Below are 18340 nucleotides of genomic sequence, written 5' to 3'. Positions count from 1 at the left end.
GCCGCACGCTTGATGCGGATCAAACGTCCAGAGCGGCGCGGCATCAAATTTACTGGCTGGCAGAGAAGAATTCACCCAGTCCAGAGCCGCGCACCATATCTTTTCGCGATAAAAGCCGATACCGCATAGGCGCACAACAGCGGAAGCAGCAATATCCAGTAACAGGGGGGCAAGGGCCGCAAACCGAGTGCGGCGGCAAAGGCCGAGTGCGGCAACCAGATGCCGAGCGCGCAAATAGCGGCACTGGTCACCGACAGCACGACGCTGGCCCGGCTCTGAAAAAACGGTATCCTGGCCGTGCGGAGAATATGGATGATCAGGGTCTGGCTCAGCAGCGACTCGATGAACCAGCCGGTCTGGAACAGTGCAGGATCGCGCCACGCATCGAAGAACCACAGCAACATGGCGAAGGTGAGATAATCGAACAAGGAACTGACCGCCCCCAACAACAGCATGAACTTGAACATGCGGTCCATATCCCAAAGGCACGGCATGGCAATCTCGGCCGCATCCACGCTGTCGCTCGGAATCGCCATTTGCGAGCAGTCATACAGCAGATTATTCGCCAGTACCTGGATCGGCGTCAATGGCAGAAACGGCAGGAACAGGCTTGCCCCCAGCACGCTGAACATATTGCCGATGTTCGAACTGGCGCCCATCCGCAGGTACTTCGTCATGTTGGCAAACACCCTGTGCCCTTCAAGTACCCCTTCTTGCAACACCATCAAGTTTTTTTCCAGCAAAATGATATCGGCCGCCTCCTTCGCGATATCGACCGCGCCATCCACCGACAGGCCCACATCGGCAGCCCGCAAGGCCGGACTGTCGTTGATACCGTCGCCGAGAAAGCCAACCACATGCTTGTGGCCGCGCAGCAAGCGCACCACGCGCTCCTTTTGCGACGGTGTCAGCTTGGCAAACACGCGTGTGCGCTCCGCCAGAACGGCCAGTTCCGCGTCCTGCATGCTGTCCAGGCTGGTGCCGGGCACGATCACGCCGGCGTCGAAGCCAACTTCACGGCAGACCTTGCGGGTAATGACAGGGTTGTCGCCTGTGAGGATCTTTACCGCGACGCCCTGCCCTGCCAGCGCGTCGAGTGCGGCAGCCGCACTTTCCTTGGGCGGATCCAGGAAAGCGATATAGCCGGCCAGTGTCAGTTCCGTTTCATCAGCGCGATGGCCGCCGGCTTGGTCCGCCAGCACATCTTTATACCCGATGGCCACGACCCGGAAGCCATCATCGTTCAAAGCATGGGCCTGGGCATTGACGGCGGCAATATGCGTCGCGTCGAGGATGGCGCATCGGCCATCGGCTTCATAGTGGCTGCAGACGGCCATGATTTCCTCGACGGCACCCTTGCATACCAAGAGATGGCGGCCTTCCGGTGTCGCTACCACCACCGACAAGCGCCGACGCGAAAAATCAAACGGAATTTCATCCACCTTTGCGTACCCCGCATCCACGCCCAGCAGGCCATGCAACTCGGCGTGTTTCAATACAGCCACATCGAGCAAATTTTTCAAGCCAGACTGGAAATGGCTATTGATCCAGGCATAACGCAGCACGCGCTCGGACTCATTGCCGTTCAAGTCCAGGTGACGCTTGAGAATGATCCGGTCCTGCGTGAGCGTACCCGTTTTGTCGGTACAGAGAATGTCCATCGCGCCCAGATTCTGAATCGCATCGAGCCGCTTCACGATCACCTTGGCGCGGGCCATCACCAGCGCACCCTTTGCCAGATTGACCGTGATGATCATCGGTAGCATTTCAGGGGTCAATCCGACCCCGATGGCCAGCGCGAACATCATGGCCTCCAGCCAGTCGTGCTTGGTCAAGCCATTGATCAGCAACACCACCGGTACCATGACCGCGATGCAGCGTATCATCATCAAGGTAAATTGCCTGACACCCAGGTCAAAAGCGGTGGCCGGACGGCCGTGCGCGACCTGATCAGCCAATTCGCCGAACAAGGTACCCGAGCCGGTTCGAATGATGACGCCGGTAGCATAGCCACTTTGCACGTTTTCGCCCATGAAACACATATTGGGCAGATCAAAAGGCGACTCGGCTCCCGCGTCAAATGGCGCCGAAAATTTTTCCGTGGGCAGTGCTTCCCCCGTCAAGGCCGCCTGATTGACAAAAAAATCCTTCGTCTCCAGCAGGCGCACATCGGCGGGGATCATGTCACCCGCCGCCAAGGCGATGATGTCGCCTGGCACCAAGGCCTCGATCGGCAGCTCGCCGTAGCCATCGGCATCGGCATCCACCCGGCCACGACGCCGTACACGGGCGCAATTCGTGACCATCGAACGCAAGCGGGTCGCCGCCGCGGTGGCACGATACTCCTGCAAAAAAGACAGGCCGGTGGCCAGCATGGTGATCAACAAGATCAATGCCGCGGCCGGGCGATCGCCCAAGGCCCAGGCTGCGGCGGCGAGCGCGATTAACAAGGCGTTCAAGGGCTGGCGCAAGCGGCGCCACAACTGCCTTGCCATGCCCGGTGGCACATCACGGCTCACCAGATTGGGCCCGTAGCGCCGCAGCCGCTCCTGCGCGGTGCGCCACTCCAGTCCTGCGATGGTAGAGCCCATCGCAACGCAACTGGCTTGCGCACTCAGCTTGCTCAGCGCGTACAGTACGGTCGTTTCAGTCTGAGACTGGTGCCATTTCATATGGGTAACAGTCTTTCGCATCGGGATTCCTTCTTCAAGCTTGCGGCAATCACCGGCAGGGGAAATGCGCCCGGCATCCGCCCGGCTGCCGCGTGAACCGATCTCAATCAGGCACAGCAACAGTACTGCGCCTGCGCTCTCTGGCGAGCGCCCACTTGACGCACTCGAACCAGAGGGTAGCGAGCATGGCGACCAGGCAGCACATCACCAGTTGGGCCATGCCCGGAAGCGCGAAGCCAAACAGGTCACGCAGCGCCGGCACACCCAGTGCCAGCAACAGCAACAGCAAGGTCGCCATGCTGATCCATATGAACGCCTGGTTCGAGCGTACCCCGCTGCGCCAGGACGGCTGGGTCCATTGACGATTGACATGGATCAACCCCAGGTTCGACAGCACCAGGGCCAGGAACGTCGTCGTGCGCGCGACGTCGTCGGACTGAAGCGACCAGCGAACATACGCAAAGACGCCGAGCAGCATGAGCAGCAGTCCTATTCCCTGCAGCAAACCGCGTACCAGAAGGTCGCGGTCGAACAAATGCATGTCCGGCCTTCTAGGCTTGCTCAGCATGGCACCGGCTTCTATCGGCTCGGCCTCGAATACGATCGAGCAGGCAGGGTCGATCACCATCTGCAGGAAGAGTATATGCACCGGCATCAACAGCATGGGCCAGCCCAGCAGCACCGGCAGGATCGACAGGCCAACGATGGGAACATGGACCGCGACGATAAAGACGATCGCCTTGCGCAGATTGGCAAACAGGCAGCGGCCATGACGGACCGCCAGCAGCAACGAGGAAAAGTCATCCTTGAGCAGTACCAGCGCGGCCGCTTCGCGCGCGACATCGGTGCCGCGCGCGCCCATCGCCACGCCGATATGGGCGGCCTTCAACGCAGGCGCGTCATTGACGCCGTCACCGGTCATGGCGACGATATCACCGCGCCGGCGAAACGCCAGCACCAGACGCAATTTCTGCTCCGGTGCGATACGGCAAAAAACATCGGTGTCCGCCAGGCGTTCCTGTAGCGCCGTGTCATCGAGCATGGCCAGATCATTGCCCGACAAGCGCTTGTCCGCCATGCCCGCGATACCAGCCTGCCGCGCGATCGCCGATGCGGTGGCGGGATGGTCGCCCGTGATCATCACCACGCGCATCCCCGCAGCGTGACATTGCGCCACTGCATCGGGGACTTCCGGCCGTACCGGATCGTGCATGCCCAGCAGGCCGAGAAATTCAAAATCAAAACCATGCTGATTGTCAGGCAGATGTGGCGCGGCAAAGATGGCACGGGCAATACCGATCACGCGCAAACCGCTGTCTGCCATGGCTTGTACTTCGGTGGCAATAGCGGCCGCGCGCGCCGGTGGAAGATGGCACAGGTCGATGATGGCCTCGGGCGCCCCCTTCGCCGCCACCAGGAACCCGGAGCGGTCCGGCGATTGCCACACCCGCGACATGGCCAGCATTTGCCGCGACAGAGGATAATCGTCGACCAGCTGCCAGTCGGCATGCAGGTGTTCGGTATTGGCCAGCAAACTTGCGCCGGTCCGGACAATGGCCGACTCCATCGGGTCAAACGCCCGCCGGTGACTGGCCAGCACGGCATATTCGAGCACGCCGTGCAGCAACTCCGGCAAAGCGGCGGCGCCAGGATATCGGCAATCGTAAGAGGTTTCCTGCGACCAGATGCGGGCCACCACCATGCTGTTGGCGGTCAGTGTTCCCGTCTTGTCGACACAAAGTACGGTCGTCGCGCCGAGCAATTCAATCGCGGGAATACTGCGCGCCAGAATATTTTCGCGCGCCAAGCGCCAGGCGCCCAGGCCCAGGAAAAGCGTCAGGATCACTGGAAGCTCTTCCGGCAGGACCGCCATGGCCAGCGTCAGTCCGGCCAGCAGCCCTTGCAGGCCCTCTCCGCGCAGCCACCAATAGGCCAGCGCCAGGCCGGCGGCGAGAGCCAGGCCGCCGATGGTGACCTGCTTGACGACCCGGCGCGTTTGCAACTGGATTGGCGTCAGTTCGCTGCCCAGTGTGACCAGTGAGGCACCGATGCGACCGAGTGCGCTACGCGGGCCGGTGGCGACCACCAGGCCGCTGGCCGTGCCTTGAGTGATCAGCGTGCCGGAATAGACAAGGCTGGCCGGACCGACGCCGTCCTCGGAGCAACCATACTTGACCACCGGTACTGATTCTCCCGTCAGCAACGACTCATCGGCCGTCAAATTCGATGCACTGAGCAGCTCCATGTCGGCGGGCACGCGGTCGCCTTCGGCAAGCAAGACCAGGTCGCCCACCACCAGTTCCCGGCCAGCGATGCGTTCCTGATTTCCATCCCGAATCACCAGCGCACGCGGACTGGACAGGTCGCTTAGCGCACGCAGCGAGCTTTCGGTACGTCTGCGCTGGAAAAACGTCATGCCGATGACAATGCCAACGAAGGCCAGCAGCATCAGCGCCTCATTGCGATCGCCGAGCAGCAGATAAATGACGCCACAGCCAACCAGCAGCAGGAACATGGGTTCCACGACAACCTCGATCAACAGGCCGGCCGCACCCAAAGGACGTGCCGCAGGCAGCGCATTCGGCCCGTCTTTTTGCAGTCGTTCAGCGGCCTGCGCTGCTGTCAGCCCCTCGGTGCCCTGCGGCTTGTCCATGGCCTCCATCCTTTCAACACGGCGCCACCGTACTCCATGCTAACAACAAATTTGGCCACTCGGCACACTGCTGGCAGGAGAAAGTATCGCATTGTCCGGGTGGCCACAAGTGTTTTCACGGCACAAGTGCGAGCTGGAATGCTGGCCATGCAAACGACAATGGCCCGGCAACCTTGCGGCTGCCGGGCCAAGCGTGTGGCGCTCAATCGCGATCAGTTACGCGATGCGTTCGCCATTGGCCGGATCGAACAGGGCCGCTTTCGACAGGTTGAACGACAGCTGCATGGTCTGGCCGGGGCGCACGGCCTCGATCGGATGCGTGCGGCAAGTCACGGCCGCGCCGTTCAGGCGGGTCGTCAGCAGGGTATCAGGACCGGTCGGCTCGACCAGGTCGACCAGGCAACCGAGTTCCTGGCCGACGTCGCCGTGCGCGCTGCTGATGTCGGTGATCTGTTCCGGGCGGATGCCCAGGATCACGTCGCGGCCGACATGGCTGCGCAGTTTTTCGGCATCGAACGGCAGGTCCAGGCGCATGTTGTTGCCGCCGTTTTCGATCACGGCCGACACGGCGCCATTCTCGATCACCGGCTTGATGGTGATGAAGTTCATCGATGGCGAACCGATGAAGCCGGCCACGAACAGATTGGCCGGATTGTCGTAGATTTCCTGCGGCGTGCCCAGCTGCTGCACCACGCCGTCCTTCATCACGGCGATCAGGTCGCCCATCGTCATCGCCTCGATCTGGTCGTGCGTGACGTAGACGATGGTGGCTTTCAGGCGCTGGTGCAGACGCTTGATCTCGGCGCGCATTTCCACGCGCAGCTTGGCGTCCAGGTTCGACAGCGGTTCGTCGAACAGGAACAGCGACGGCTTGCGCGAAATGGCGCGGCCCATCGCCACGCGCTGGCGCTGGCCGCCCGACAACTGCGCCGGACGGCGGTCGAGCAGGTGCGAGATCTGCAGCGTCTCGGCGACCCTGTTGACGATCTCTTCCTGTTCGGCCTTGGCGACCTTTTTCACGTTCAGGCCGAAGGCGATGTTCTCGCGCACCGTCATCGACGGGTACAGGGCGTAGGACTGGAACACCATGGCGATGTCGCGGTCTTTCGGCGGCAGGTCGTTGACGACCTTGTTGTCGATCATGATCTCGCCCGAGGTGACGCTTTCCAGGCCGGCGATCATGTTCAGCAAGGTGGACTTGCCGGAACCGGAGCCGCCCACCAGGATCAGGAACTGGCCGTCCTTGATCTCGATGTCGATGCCTTTCAGGACTTCGGCGCCGTTGGTGTAGACCTTGCGGATATTACGAATCGATAAGCTAGACATGTTTTTCCTTAACCTTTGACTGCGCCTGCGGTCAGGCCGCGCACAAAATAACGGCCTGCGACCAGGTAGACCAGCAGTGTCGGCAGCGCTGCGATCACCGCCGCCGCCATGTTGACGTTGTATTCCTTCACGCCGGTCGATGTATTGACCAGGTTGTTCAAGCCCACCGTGATCGGCTGCGAATCCCCGCTGGCGAACACGATGCCGAACAGGAAGTCGTTCCAGATCTGCGTGAATTGCCAGATGATGCACACGACAAAAATCGGGCCGGAAATCGGCAGCACGATCTTGCGGAAGATCAGGAAGAAGCCGGCGCCGTCGATGCGGGCCGCCTTGATCAGTTCTTCCGGCACGCTGGTGTAGTAGTTACGGAAGAACAGGGTCGTGAAGGCCGTGCCGTAGACCACGTGCACGAACACCAAGCCGGTGGTGGTATTGGCCAGGCCGAAGTCGCCCAGCAAGCGCGCCATCGGCAGAATCACCACCTGGAACGGGATGAAGCAACCCACCAGCAGGCCGGCGAACAGCAGTTCCGAACCACGGAAGCGCCAGTGCGCGAACACATAGCCGTTGAAGGCGCCGATGAAGGTCGAGATCAGGACGGCCGGCACCACCATTTCAAGCGAGTTCCAGAAGAACGGCTGCAGGCCGTTGCAGGTCACGCCGGTACAGGCCGAGGACCAGGCCTTGCCCCAGGACTCGAACTGCCATACCTGCGGCAGCGCCAGCAGGTTGCCGCTGCGGATCTCGTCGAGCGACTTGAACGACGTCGACAGGGTCACGTACAGCGGAATGATGTAATACAGGGCGAACAGGATCAGCAACAGGTACAGGACCACCCGCCCCAGGGTAAATTGATGCTTGCGTGTGTGTGTCATCTCATCGCCTTTGCGCTGCGCGTTTCCAGGTACATCAGCGGCACCAGCACGGCCACGATGGTGGCCAGCATCATCATTGCCGATGCCGAGCCCAGGCCCAACTGGCCGCGGGTGAAGGAAAACTGGTACATGAAGATTGCCGGCACGTCGGACGAATTGCCCGGGCCGCCGGAAGTCAATGCGATCACCAGATCGAAACTCTTGATCGCGATATGCGACAGGATCAGGATCACGCTGAAGAACACCGGACGCATGGCGGGAATCACGATGCGCCAGTAGATGGTCGGCAGGGACGCGCCGTCGACTTGCGCCGCCTTGATGATCTCGTCATCGATGCCGCGCAGGCCGGCCAGGAACAGCGCCATCACGAAACCGGACGACTGCCACACGCCGGCGATCACCACCGTATAGATCGACATGTCCGAATTGACCAGCCAGTCGAAGGTGAACGAGGTCCAGCCCCAGTCGTGCATGACCTTTTCCAGGCCCAGGCTGGGGTTCAGCATCCATTTCCAGGCGGTGCCGGTGACGATGAACGACAGCGCCATCGGGTACAGGTAGATTGCGCGAAGAAAGCCTTCGCCACGGATCTTCTGGTCGAGCAGGATCGCCAGGAACAGGCCGATGGTGATCGACAGGCCGATGAACAGCACGCCGAAGATACCGAGATTCTTCAGCGAGGTCCACCAGCGTTCGTTATCGAACAAACTATAGTATTGCGTCAGGCCGGAGAACTCGAAGTTCGGCATCATGCGCGATTCGGTCAGGGACAGATAACCGGTCAGGAAAATAAAACCATAGACGAATACCAGGCTGGCGATGAGCGTCGGGCCCAGGACCAGTTGTGGTATCCATCGATCAAATTGCTTGCGTATGGACATAGGACAGCCGTAGAAGTAGAACTGCGTATGGCGCCCGTCCGGGCGGATGCCGGAGGGGGCCTGCGATACCTGCAACATCTGCGATGCAGCAGCGCCGGCGGGGAGCCGACGCTGTGGTGATTACTTCACTTTGGCGGCTTTGGCCAGTTCGGCAACAGCGTCCTTCGAGCTCATGTTGGTGTTCATGAACTTGGCAACCACGTCAAACACGGCGCCTTGCGTGGCCGATGGCAGCGCCATGCCGTGCGCGAACGATGGCAGCAAGGTGCCTGCCTTGTTGCTGGCATCCATGTCGTCCATCGATTTCAGGGCGCAAGCGTCGAACTTGTCCTTGGAAACGCCGGAACGCACAGGGATGGAACCCTTGTTCAGGTTGAAGATCGACTGGAACTTCGGATTCATGATGGCGTTGGCCAGGGCGATCTGCCCTTTCTTCGCATTCGCATCCTTTTGCGTGAACATCGCAAACGAGTCGATGTTGTAGGTGTAGGCTTTTTCGCTGCCCGGTGCGGCGACGCACAGGTAGTCTTTGCCTGGCACTTTGCCAGCGGCGGTAAATTCGCCCTTGGCCCAGTCACCCATGAACTGGAAGCCTGCCTTGTTGTTGATGACCATGGCGGTTGCCAGGTTCCAGTCGCGGCCTGCCGCATCCTTGTCGATGTAGGTCTTGACCTTGCCCAGGGTGTCGAACACCTTGAGCATGGTCGGGCCGGTCAGCTCTTTCTGGTCCAGCTTGATGATGGCTTTCTTGTAGAACTCGGCGCCGCCGACACCCAGTGCGACCGATTCAAACACGGTCGCGTCCTGCCATGGCTGGCCGCCGTGGGCAATCGCGATGCCGCCCGATTTCTTGATCTTGTCAGCCGCTTCGAAGAACGCTGGCCAGGTGGTTGGCGTACCGACCACGCCGGCTTTTTTCAGCACTTCCGGGTTGACCCACATCCAGTTGACGCGGTGCACATTGACCGGTGCGGCAACGTAGTGACCCTTGTATTTCATGCCATCGGCCACAACTTTCGGCAGCACGGCGTCCCATTTGCCTGCCTTGGCAGCTTCATCGATATTGGCCAGCACGCCTTCAGCGCCCCATTCCTGGATCGACGGGCCCTTGATCTGGGCGGCGGTCGGTGGATTGCCGGAGATGACGCGGGTTTTCAGTGCGGTGGTGGCGTTTTCGCCGGCACCGCCTGCGACTGCAAAATCTTTCCAGCCGAAACCGGCTTCCTTGACCATCTGCTGCAGCTGGCCGACCGACTTGGCTTCGCCACCCGAGGTCCAGTAGTGCAGCACTTCCACGTCGGCAGCGAATGCATTGCCGGCGAATGCCAGTGCGGTCAGGGCGGCGACTTGGGTAATCTTGAATTTCAGTTTCATCTCCACAATTCCTTTTTTTGATCAAGCTTTTAGGGGGCTTCGGCGCAATCTGCCGATAAAGGTTAATTTGCGCCTGTGCCGGCGCTCTTTACAGTCAGATGGGGCCATCCCCGGCGGGAATGGCCCCATCAGTCAAAACTTAGAACCAGGCTTCAACCTGGAAGCCGTACGAGGTGCCGCTGGTGTTGTTGTTGTAGATCGGGCCGCCGTTGTTCGACGCGTTGACCGACGCGGTGGCCGCATCGTTCCATTTGCCATAGCTGACAAAGGCGCGCAGTTCAGGACGCGACCACAGGCCAGGACCTGCCGAAATCGCCGGTGCGATGGTGATCTTGGTCAGGCGCTTGGTCGGGCCGCCCGATTGCGTCACGCGGTCCGTGCCCAGTTCGCCAATCAGCTTGAGGTTGTTGGTGAAAGCGTAGACAGGGCGCACGCCAACCGAGGTCCAGGTCGAGGAGCCGGCAGCTTTCGACTCGTCTTTTTGCCACAGGGCGACCAGTTCCATGCCGAAGTTTTCCATCGGCTGGATCGCCATGTCATTGAACACGCGGGTACGTTTCACGTCCGAACCGAACGAGGTGTCGCCGGCGGCGCCGAACTGCGCACCTTTGCCGACGCCAGGACCGACGCCATACTGCACGCCGAAGGTATTGCCGCCGCCGAAGACCTTGCCTTGACGGTGGAATGCCGACAGCTGCCAGCCGTTGTTTTTCTTGCCGAAGAAATCGTTGTCCTTGCCTTCGCCGATGATGTAGGTCGCGGCCAGGTCCAGGGTGCCGTTGGTGTTGACCGGAATTTCACCGTAGATGAAGTTCTGGCGCACGGCCGAACGGTTGCCAAGGTAGACACCTGGCGTGCCGCTCTTCGAACCCTGGGCATCATCGAACTGGGCAATGTCGTTGTCCTTGAAGAAGGCATACGAGAATTTACCCGGGCCCGCCTGAATGCGGTCCAGGCCGGCGCCGGTACCGTTCATGTTGATGTACTGCAGATCCAGCATGTGGATGTCAGGACGGTAGTAGAAACGTTTGCCGACCCAGGCCGTGCCGCCGTTCAGGAAGTCGAGTCCCTGTGCTTCGACGTAGGCTTTGACGATGCCGACCTTGTTGTCGCCGAAATCGGAATTTGGTGCGTAGGCGTTGACCCAGACGGTGGCCATGTAGGTTACGTCGCCGGATTTGGCGATGGCTTTGGTGTAGCCGAATTCGGTATAGGCGTCGCACTCATTGCCCAGACGATATTTCATGGTGTTGCCACCCAGGCCGAAGCAGCCTTGTGAGCCGCCGTCACTAGAGGTGTTGCTGCCGGCGCCAGCGCGCAGGTAGCCGTGGAAGCCTTCGGAATCGGTTGGGTACATCGGGTCCGCCATGGCGGAACCGCTGGCGATAGCTAATACGATGGCAGCAGGCAGCGCTTTCAACGCGGCCTTCAACATGTTGCGATGCAGCATGGTAAGTCTCCTCAGTAGTTGTTTTTTTCTAGTACTTCGTGGCCGAATGTACTGGCCAGAAATCTTTCCAGCAGAGACATAGTAACTATACTACGAACAAATATCAACATATTATGTTGTAATCCTACGACTAGTCAGCCACACTTTATTTGACTATCTTTGGCCTTGCGCAAAGTGTTTTTTTTCAACACAGATAAGTGCTGATCTGGCATGCCTGGCATTTTTTGGCACGCAGACCAAATACCCTCTAGAATCCTTGGTTTTCACCATAACGACAGTTGCGCCGCAAAGACGGCGCACGCACACGAGACATTGAACGCCGCCATGAGAATTGATGAAAGAACAGAGAGTGCGGGCGGCGATGCGGCCGACCGTTTCAGCGACGGACCGCGCCTGCTGGCCGATATCGGCGGCACCAACGCCCGCTTCGTGCTGGAAACGCGCCAGGGCCACCTGGAAGCGGTGGCCGTGCTGCCCTGCGACGACTATGCCTCCCTGCTGGAGGCCATTACCGCCTATATCGACAGTCCCGACGCGCGCGCCGCCGGTTCGGCCCGCGTACGCCATGCGGCCATCGCGATCGCCAACCCGATCGACGACGACAATATCCGCATGATGAACCACCATTGGTTCTTCTCGATCGAAGCAATGCGCGCCGCGCTGGGCCTCGACACCCTGCTGGTCGTGAACGACTTCACGGCACTGGCGATGGCCCTGCCCTATCTGCGGCCCGACCAGCGCATGCAGATCGGCGGCGGCATGGCGCGCGCCGACAGCGTGATCGGCCTGCTCGGCTCGGGCACGGGCCTGGGCGTATCGGGCATGATTCCGGCCGAAGACCGCTGGATCGCGCTGGGCAGCGAAGGCGGCCACGTCAGCTTTGCGCCGTGCGACCAGCGCGAGATGGACGTGCTGTCCTATGCCTGGCGCGAACTGTCGCATGTGTCGGCCGAACGCCTCGCTTCCGGGCGCGGCCTGGAGCTGATCTACCGCGCCCTGTCCGAACGCGCCGGCGTGACCGATGCGCAGCCGCTGCTGGCGGCCGAGATCACCAGCCGCGCGCTGGCCAACGACTGCGAAGTGTGCCTGGAAGCGGTCGACTGCTTCTGCGCCATCCTCGGCTCGATCGCCGGCAATGTCGCCATGACACTGGGCGCGCTGGGCGGCATCTATATCGGCGGCGGCATCGTGCCGCGCCTGGGCCCCCTGTTCGAACGCTCGCAGTTCCGCGCCCGCTTCGAGCAGAAGGGCCGCCTGAACGAATACCTGGCGCAGATCCCCACCTTCCTGATCACGGCCGAACTGCCGACGTTTCTGGGCATCGCCGCCATCCTGGCGCAAAAGCTCAAGCGGGCCAATTCCGGCGCGCCGGTGCTCGAATCGGTGCGCCAGGCGCGCGGCCGCATGAGCCCCTCCGAGTGCAAGGTGGCCGACTGGGTGCTGAAAGAACCGAACGCCATGCTGACCCTGCCGATCGCCGAAATCGCCCAGCGCGTGGGCGTCAGCCAGCCGACCGTGATGCGTTTTTGCCGCTCGATCGGCGTGCAGGGCCTGGCCGATTTCAAGCTGAAACTGGCCTCGGGCCTGACGGGCGGCGCCATCACGGTGGCGCACTGCCATGTGGAGATGTCGGACTCCGACGCCGAACTGGCGCGCAAGGTGCTGGGCAACAGCGCCTCGGCCGCGCTGGCCATGCGCGACATGCTGGACGTCAAGGCGCTGACCGAGGCGATCGACATGCTGCGCGGCGCGCGGCGGGTGGAATTGCTGGCCGTCGGCAGCGCGCGCGTGGTGGCCGACGACATGCAGCACAAGCTGCTCAACCTGGGCATCGTCAGCAGTTATTTCGCCGACCAGCAGGCGCAGGAAATGAGCGCCGCCATGCTCAAACCAGGCGACGTCGCGCTGGTGATTTCACGCTCGGGCGCCCTGCCCGAACTGCTGCGCACGGTGAAGGTGGCGCAGGGCTGCGGCGCGCGCGTGCTGGCCATTACCGCCAGCGGCTCGCCGCTGTCGCGCCAGGCCGACGTGCTGCTGACCCTGAACCACCCCGAAGGCAACCTCAATTTCGTGCCGATGATCGTGCGCCTGCTGCAGCTGATGATGCTCGATATCTTGTCGGTCGGCCTGGCGCGGCGCGACACGGTGCAGCGCACCAGCGCGGCCGAGCCCGATGAAGGCCAGTTGCACGGCATGCGCATCAGCGGCAAGCTGAAGTTCGGCGGCCATCTCGAATAAGATGACGCCCATCGCCGCAGATGCGCCGGGCGGCGCCACCGTGCACGACGTGGCGCGCCTGGCCGGCGTCTCGGCCATGACGGTGTCGCGCGTGATCAACGGCCGCGCCAGCGTCAGCGCCGCCACGCGCGGCAAGGTGGAAGCGGCGATCGCCGCGCTGCGCTACCAGCCCAACCTGGCGGCCAGGACCGCGCGCACCGGCACCCTGCGCATCGGCCTGTTGTACAGCAACCCGAGCGCCGCCTATCTCAGTGAATTCCTGGTCGGCGCCATGGAGCAGTGCAGCCAGAGCGGCGGCCAGTTGCTGCTGGAACGCTGTAGCGACCTGGCCAGCCAGCGCGCCGCGATTAAAAAACTGGTGGCGGCCGGGGTCGACGGCATCCTGGTGCCGCCGCCGCTGTGCGACTCGCCCGAAGTGCAGGCGCAACTGAACCGCATCGGCATGCCCTCGATTGCGGTGGCCACTGGCCAGCCGTCGCCGGCCATTTCCGCCGTGCGCATCGACGACTACAAGGGCGCGCTGGCGATGACGCGCCACCTGCTGGGGCTGGGCCACCGCGATATCGGCTTTATCGAGGGCGACCCGGCCCACACGCCCGCCCTCTTGCGCCGGCAGGCGTTTCTCGATGCGATGCGGGAAGCGGGATGGAGCGTGCCGCGGGAGCGGCTGGCGCAGGGACTGTTTACCTATCGTTCGGGACTCGACGCCGCGCGCAAGCTGCTGGCGGGGCCGGCACGCCCCAGCGCCATCTTTGCCAGCAACGACGACATGGCGGCCGCCACCCTGGCCGTGGCGCACGGCATGGGCCTGCAGGTGCCGCAGCAGCTGTCCGTCTGCGGCTTCGACGACACGCCGGTGGCCACCACCGTGTGGCCCGAGCTGACCACCATCCACCAGCCGATCGCCGACATGGCGCGCGCCGCCGTCACCCTGGTGCTCGACGAGATACGCCAGCGCCGCGCCGGCGACGTGGCGCCGGCGACGCACCGCTTGCTGGAATTTACGCTGATGGTGCGGGGGTCGTCGGGGGTGCCGGGAATCTGAATGCCTGCGACTCCAACAATGTTGTCGGATTACGCTACGCCTAGGCGGCCCCGCTAATCCGACCTACCCGATACGGCACTGGCACGTAGGTCGGGTTAGCCCGCAGGGCGTAACCCGACATCATCCGCGGCGCCTGCTTTACCTGACCACAGTGCGTTCCGCCAGTGACTCCACCAGCTCCACCGACGGCGGCGAGCCGCCGGCGGCCAGGCATGCGCCCGCGCCGGCGGCCACGGCAAAGCGCAAATGCTCGCCGCCATCGACCTCGGGCCGGTACATCAGGCTGTACAGCAGGCCGCCGATGCTGGCGTCGCCGGCGCCGACCGAGTCGACCACCTCGATCTTTGGCGGCGCCGCCTGCCAGCTGCGCTCGCCCTGGTACAAGGCTGCGCCGGCGGCGCCGCGCGTGTACAGGAAACCGGCTTGCGGATTCCAGCTGCGCAGCAGGGCAAACGAGGCGTCGATATCGTCGTGGCGGAACAGGCCCGCCAGGTCTTCATCGGACACTTTCACCACGTCGGCCAGCGCCGTCATGCGCGCCAGGGTGGCGTCGTAGCGCTCGTCCATCATGACGCGGAAGTTCGGGTCGTAGCTGATTTTGACACCGGCCGCCTTCAGCTCTTCGGCCAGCGCCACCAGCTTGCCGGCCAGCGGTTCGCGCGCCAGGCTGATGCCGCCGAAGTGCACCCATTGCGCGCCCTGCATCCAGCCGGCCGGCAGCCGGGCCGCGTCGAAATGCAGGTCGGCGCTGTCGTCGCCGATAAAGTAGTAGGTCGGCGGGTTCAGCTCGTGCACGATGGCCAGCAGCGGCGATTTCGCATAACGCTGCAGGAAACGCGCATCCAGGCCGGCCGCATCGTTGGCCTTGGCCAGCGCGTCGCCAAACACGTCGAGGCTGACGGCGCCGGCAAAGGCGCTCGGCACGCCCAGCTTGGCCATCACGCGCGCCACGTTCCAGGTCGAGCCGCCCACCTGGCTGCTCCACTGGTCGCTGCCAGTACGCAGCATGTCGGTCAGCGCTTCGCCGGCCGAGACAAAAGAAGGGAAGCCGCTCATGCCGCACCGCCAATCACGTTCAGCACTTCGTAGCAGGCGCCCATGGTGTGGTAGTCGGTCTTGCCGGCCGGGCTTTTCTCGTTGCTGATCTTCTGATTGTCGGGCGTCAGGATGCGGTACCAGGCGCCATGGTCATGGTCGACGAAATGCTGCCAGCTGTAGTCCCAGATCTTGTCGTAGGTTTGCCAGTAGCCTTCGTCGCCGGTACGCTTGGCCAGCACGGCGGCAGCGGCAAAGCTTTCGGCCTGCACCCAGAAATACTTGTCGCCATCGCAGATTTCATCCTGCGGGCCGAAGCCGTAATGGATGCCGCCATGCGTGTGGTCCCAGGCCTTGGCCAGGGCCGTGTCGAACAGCTCTCGCGCGCGCGGCAGCAGCCAGTCCGATGGTCCGGCCATGAACTTGGCGTGGCGCTCCATGATCAAGAGCAGCTTGGCCCATTCCGTGAAGTGGCCGGGCTGGTAGCCCCACGGGCGGAAGATATTGCTCTTGTCGTGCAGGTTGTAGTCCCAGTCGATCGACCAGTCGGGTTTGTAGTGTTCCCAGATCATGCCGCCGGCCAGGCCGGCCTGGCGCACCGTGATATTGTGGGCCAGCGTCTCGGCGCGGTGCAGGTAGCGCGCTTCGCCGGTTGCCTCGAACGCCGCCAGCATCGCTTCGCAGGCGTGCATGTTGGCGTTCTGGCCGCGGTAGCCGTCCATGCTGGCCCAGTCGGCGCTGGCGACGTCGGCGTACAGGCCGTGCTCGGGCAGCCACATGCGCTGCTCCATCAGTTCGAACGTTTCATCCAGATAAGCGCGCGCTTCCTGCATGCCGGCCTGCAGCGCGTGCGCATAGGCCAGCAGCACGAAGGCCAGGCCGTAGCAGTGATTGGCGCCGTCTTCCACCGTCTTGCGGCCGTCTTCCCAGTGCAGCTGCCAGGCATAGCCGCCCGTTTCGGGATCGCGATGCACCTCGCGCAGGAACGCCACGCCATGGCGCAGCGCCGCCTGGTAGTCGTCGTCGCCGAACTGGCGGTAGGCCATGGCGTAGTTGAAGATGAAGCGCGTGCTGCTGACCAGGTGGCGCGTGGTGGCGTCGTAGACGGTGCCGTCGTCGAGGAAGAAATGGTAAAAACCGCCGCTGGCGTCGAGCGCGCGCGGATGGTAAAAACGCATGGTGTGCAGGATATGCTGTTCCAGCATGTGCTTGGAACGGAAATCGGGATTGCTTGCGGAATTCATCGGTCTCTCATCATATTGTTATCGATAACAAATATCATAGCATGCCGCCTGCTGCCCTGGCTTGCCGCAGCTTTTCCCGCCACAGCGCCGCCTGTGCCGGATCGGCGGCCTGCCCCAGTTCGCCAAGTTCAAACACCTTGACCAGCCGCGCCATCGCCTCCTCATCGCCCTGCTGCGCGGCCAGCAGATACAGCGCGAACGGCGGCGGCGCCGGCCCTTGCCGGGTCGGCCCGCCCCTGCCCTGTTCCAGCAGCCGCGCAAAACCGGTCTGGCCGGGCGGACTTTTGGCGATCGCCGCCATTTCATACCAGCCCAGCGCCGCCTCGTCGCTCTGCGCCACGCCCTGCCCCACTTCGTACGAATAGGCGACGTTGTTGAGGCCTGGCGGGTCGAGCACCTTGGCCGCCTGCATGTACCAGCCGAACGCTTCCACGCGCTGGGCCTCGCCGGTGGCCGTCATCATCAGCCGGTAGCCGATTTCATTATAGGCCGGGAAGTAGCCGTTTTCCGCGCAGACCTTCAGCCAGTGCAGCGCATGCGCGCGTTCTTCAGGGCTGCCGTGGATGGTTTCGTACTGCAGCGCCAGGGTGATGTGCGCCTGTTCGATGTCTTGCGCCGCCGCCTTGCGCAGCCAGTACTCGCCAGCCTTGCGGTCCACCGCCACGCCCTGTCCATGCGTCAGCGCCACGCCGAGAACAGATTGCGCCGTGCCGTTGCCGCCTTCGGCCGACTTTTTCAGCCAGGCCAGGCTCGCGTCGCGGTCGCGCGGCGTGCCCTGGCCTTCGTGCAGCATGCCGGCCATTCGCAGCTGGGCCGCCGCATCGCCGGCCTGCGCGCTGGCCCGCGCCTGCTCAAACGCGGCGACCTTGTCGGCTGACAGGTCGGCCGGACGGTTGACCACCGCGTCGACCCGCTGACGCAGCGCGTCGAGCCCGCTCATGTCGAAGGGCAGCAGCGCCGGATGCTGGCGCGGTGCAGGTTCTGCAAAGGTAGACGCCGGCAGCAGACACGCCAGCGCAAATAGATATTTAAGCATGGGTGCCATGGTACTTGACTGCGCCAGCAAGACAGCGCCCGGCACGCAATAATGGTAGGATCGTTCACCACTGTTGAAAGGCCGCCATGAACCGTCTATCCCTCACCGCAATGACCCTGCTTGTCGCCATTTCCGCCAGCGGCGGTGCCTGGGCCGAAACCCAGCTGGCCGGCTGCGCCGCCAAGCGCGAAAGCATCCGCGCCGAACTGCGCGACGCCCAGCAGATGGGCAATACCAACAAGGTGGAAGGCCTGAGCCGCGCGCTCGACGAAAACAACGCCAGCTGCCGCGACGACGCGCTGGTAAAACGCCACAACGAAAAAATCATCAAGGCCCAGGCCAAGGTCAACCAGACCGACCGCTCGCTGCGCCTGGCCCAGGAGGCGAACAAGGAACCGAAGAAGATCGCCAAGCTCGAGGGCAAACTGGAAAAAGCCAAGGCCGAACTGGCGGCGCTGCAGGCGCGCCAGCCTTGACAGCCATTATTCAGAATAATTCTCGAAAACCC

At 62.7% G+C, this 18340-nt stretch carries 13 protein-coding genes; 3 read left to right on the top strand and 10 right to left on the bottom strand.

What is annotated here, in order from left to right; genetic code table 11:
* Positions 1-71: 71 nt before the first annotated feature.
* The 7 genes from mgtA to Q8L25_RS15865 form a co-directional block, all read right to left on the bottom strand.
* A complete protein-coding gene (gene mgtA / locus Q8L25_RS15895; RefSeq protein WP_308920277.1) occupies positions 72-2792 on the bottom strand; it encodes a magnesium-translocating P-type ATPase in 2721 nt (906 codons plus the stop codon).
* Positions 2776-5325: a cation-translocating P-type ATPase gene (locus Q8L25_RS15890; protein WP_308920276.1), complete on the bottom strand. Its 2550-nt coding sequence runs from the start codon at positions 5323-5325 to the stop codon at positions 2776-2778. Before Q8L25_RS15890 ends, mgtA begins: the two co-directional genes overlap by 17 nt.
* Before the next feature lie 216 nt (positions 5326-5541).
* Positions 5542-6651, bottom strand: a complete 1110-nt coding sequence (locus Q8L25_RS15885) for a sn-glycerol-3-phosphate ABC transporter ATP-binding protein UgpC (protein ID WP_308920275.1) — start codon at positions 6649-6651, stop codon at positions 5542-5544.
* Between the two features lie 8 nt (positions 6652-6659).
* Entirely contained in the window at positions 6660-7529 is an 870-nt protein-coding gene (locus Q8L25_RS15880) for a carbohydrate ABC transporter permease (protein ID WP_308920274.1), read from the bottom strand.
* Entirely contained in the window at positions 7526-8410 is an 885-nt protein-coding gene (locus tag Q8L25_RS15875) for a sugar ABC transporter permease (RefSeq protein ID WP_308920273.1), read from the bottom strand. Before Q8L25_RS15875 ends, Q8L25_RS15880 begins: the two co-directional genes overlap by 4 nt.
* Before the next feature lie 120 nt (positions 8411-8530).
* Positions 8531-9784, bottom strand: a complete 1254-nt coding sequence (locus tag Q8L25_RS15870; RefSeq protein WP_308920272.1) for an ABC transporter substrate-binding protein — start codon at positions 9782-9784, stop codon at positions 8531-8533.
* Positions 9785-9923: 139 nt separating this feature from the next.
* Positions 9924-11234 carry a carbohydrate porin gene (locus Q8L25_RS15865; RefSeq protein WP_308920271.1) on the bottom strand — a complete coding sequence of 437 codons (1311 nt, stop codon included), beginning with the start codon at positions 11232-11234 and terminating at the stop codon, positions 9924-9926.
* Positions 11235-11558: 324 nt separating this feature from the next.
* Here Q8L25_RS15865 and Q8L25_RS15860 point away from each other — a divergent pair, with 324 nt between their 5' ends.
* Together Q8L25_RS15860 and Q8L25_RS15855 are read left to right on the top strand one after the other, a co-directional pair.
* Entirely contained in the window at positions 11559-13472 is a 1914-nt protein-coding gene (locus tag Q8L25_RS15860; RefSeq protein WP_308920270.1) for a glucokinase, read from the top strand.
* 1 nt (position 13473) lies between these two features.
* Positions 13474-14517: a LacI family DNA-binding transcriptional regulator gene (locus Q8L25_RS15855; RefSeq protein WP_308920269.1), complete on the top strand. Its 1044-nt coding sequence runs from the start codon at positions 13474-13476 to the stop codon at positions 14515-14517.
* Positions 14518-14655: 138 nt separating this feature from the next.
* On the opposite strand, the gene Q8L25_RS15850 is transcribed toward Q8L25_RS15855, so the two are convergent.
* From Q8L25_RS15850 to Q8L25_RS15840, 3 genes are read right to left on the bottom strand one after another with little or no spacing between them, the layout of a single operon-like run.
* The gene (locus Q8L25_RS15850; protein WP_308920268.1) at positions 14656-15573 is read right to left on the bottom strand and encodes a carbohydrate kinase; all 918 of its coding nucleotides are present in this window, start codon (positions 15571-15573) and stop codon (positions 14656-14658) included.
* Entirely contained in the window at positions 15570-16796 is a 1227-nt protein-coding gene (locus Q8L25_RS15845; RefSeq protein ID WP_308920267.1) for an AGE family epimerase/isomerase, read from the bottom strand. Before Q8L25_RS15845 ends, Q8L25_RS15850 begins: the two co-directional genes overlap by 4 nt.
* A gap of 34 nt (positions 16797-16830) precedes the next feature.
* Positions 16831-17832, bottom strand: coding sequence for a tetratricopeptide repeat protein (locus tag Q8L25_RS15840; RefSeq protein ID WP_308920266.1), 1002 nt, complete (start codon positions 17830-17832; stop codon positions 16831-16833).
* Between the two features lie 86 nt (positions 17833-17918).
* On the opposite strand from Q8L25_RS15840, the gene Q8L25_RS15835 reads away from it, so the two are divergent.
* Positions 17919-18308 (top strand): DUF1090 family protein, encoded by a 390-nt coding sequence (locus tag Q8L25_RS15835; protein WP_308920265.1) that lies wholly within the window; start codon positions 17919-17921, stop codon positions 18306-18308.
* Positions 18309-18340: the final 32 nt, after the last annotated feature.

This window comes from Janthinobacterium sp. J1-1 (assembly GCF_030944405.1).
GTDB lineage: Bacteria > Pseudomonadota > Gammaproteobacteria > Burkholderiales > Burkholderiaceae_D > Janthinobacterium.
Note: the sequence above shows the minus strand (reverse complement) of the source record. Positions and strands in the feature narration are given on the sequence as shown.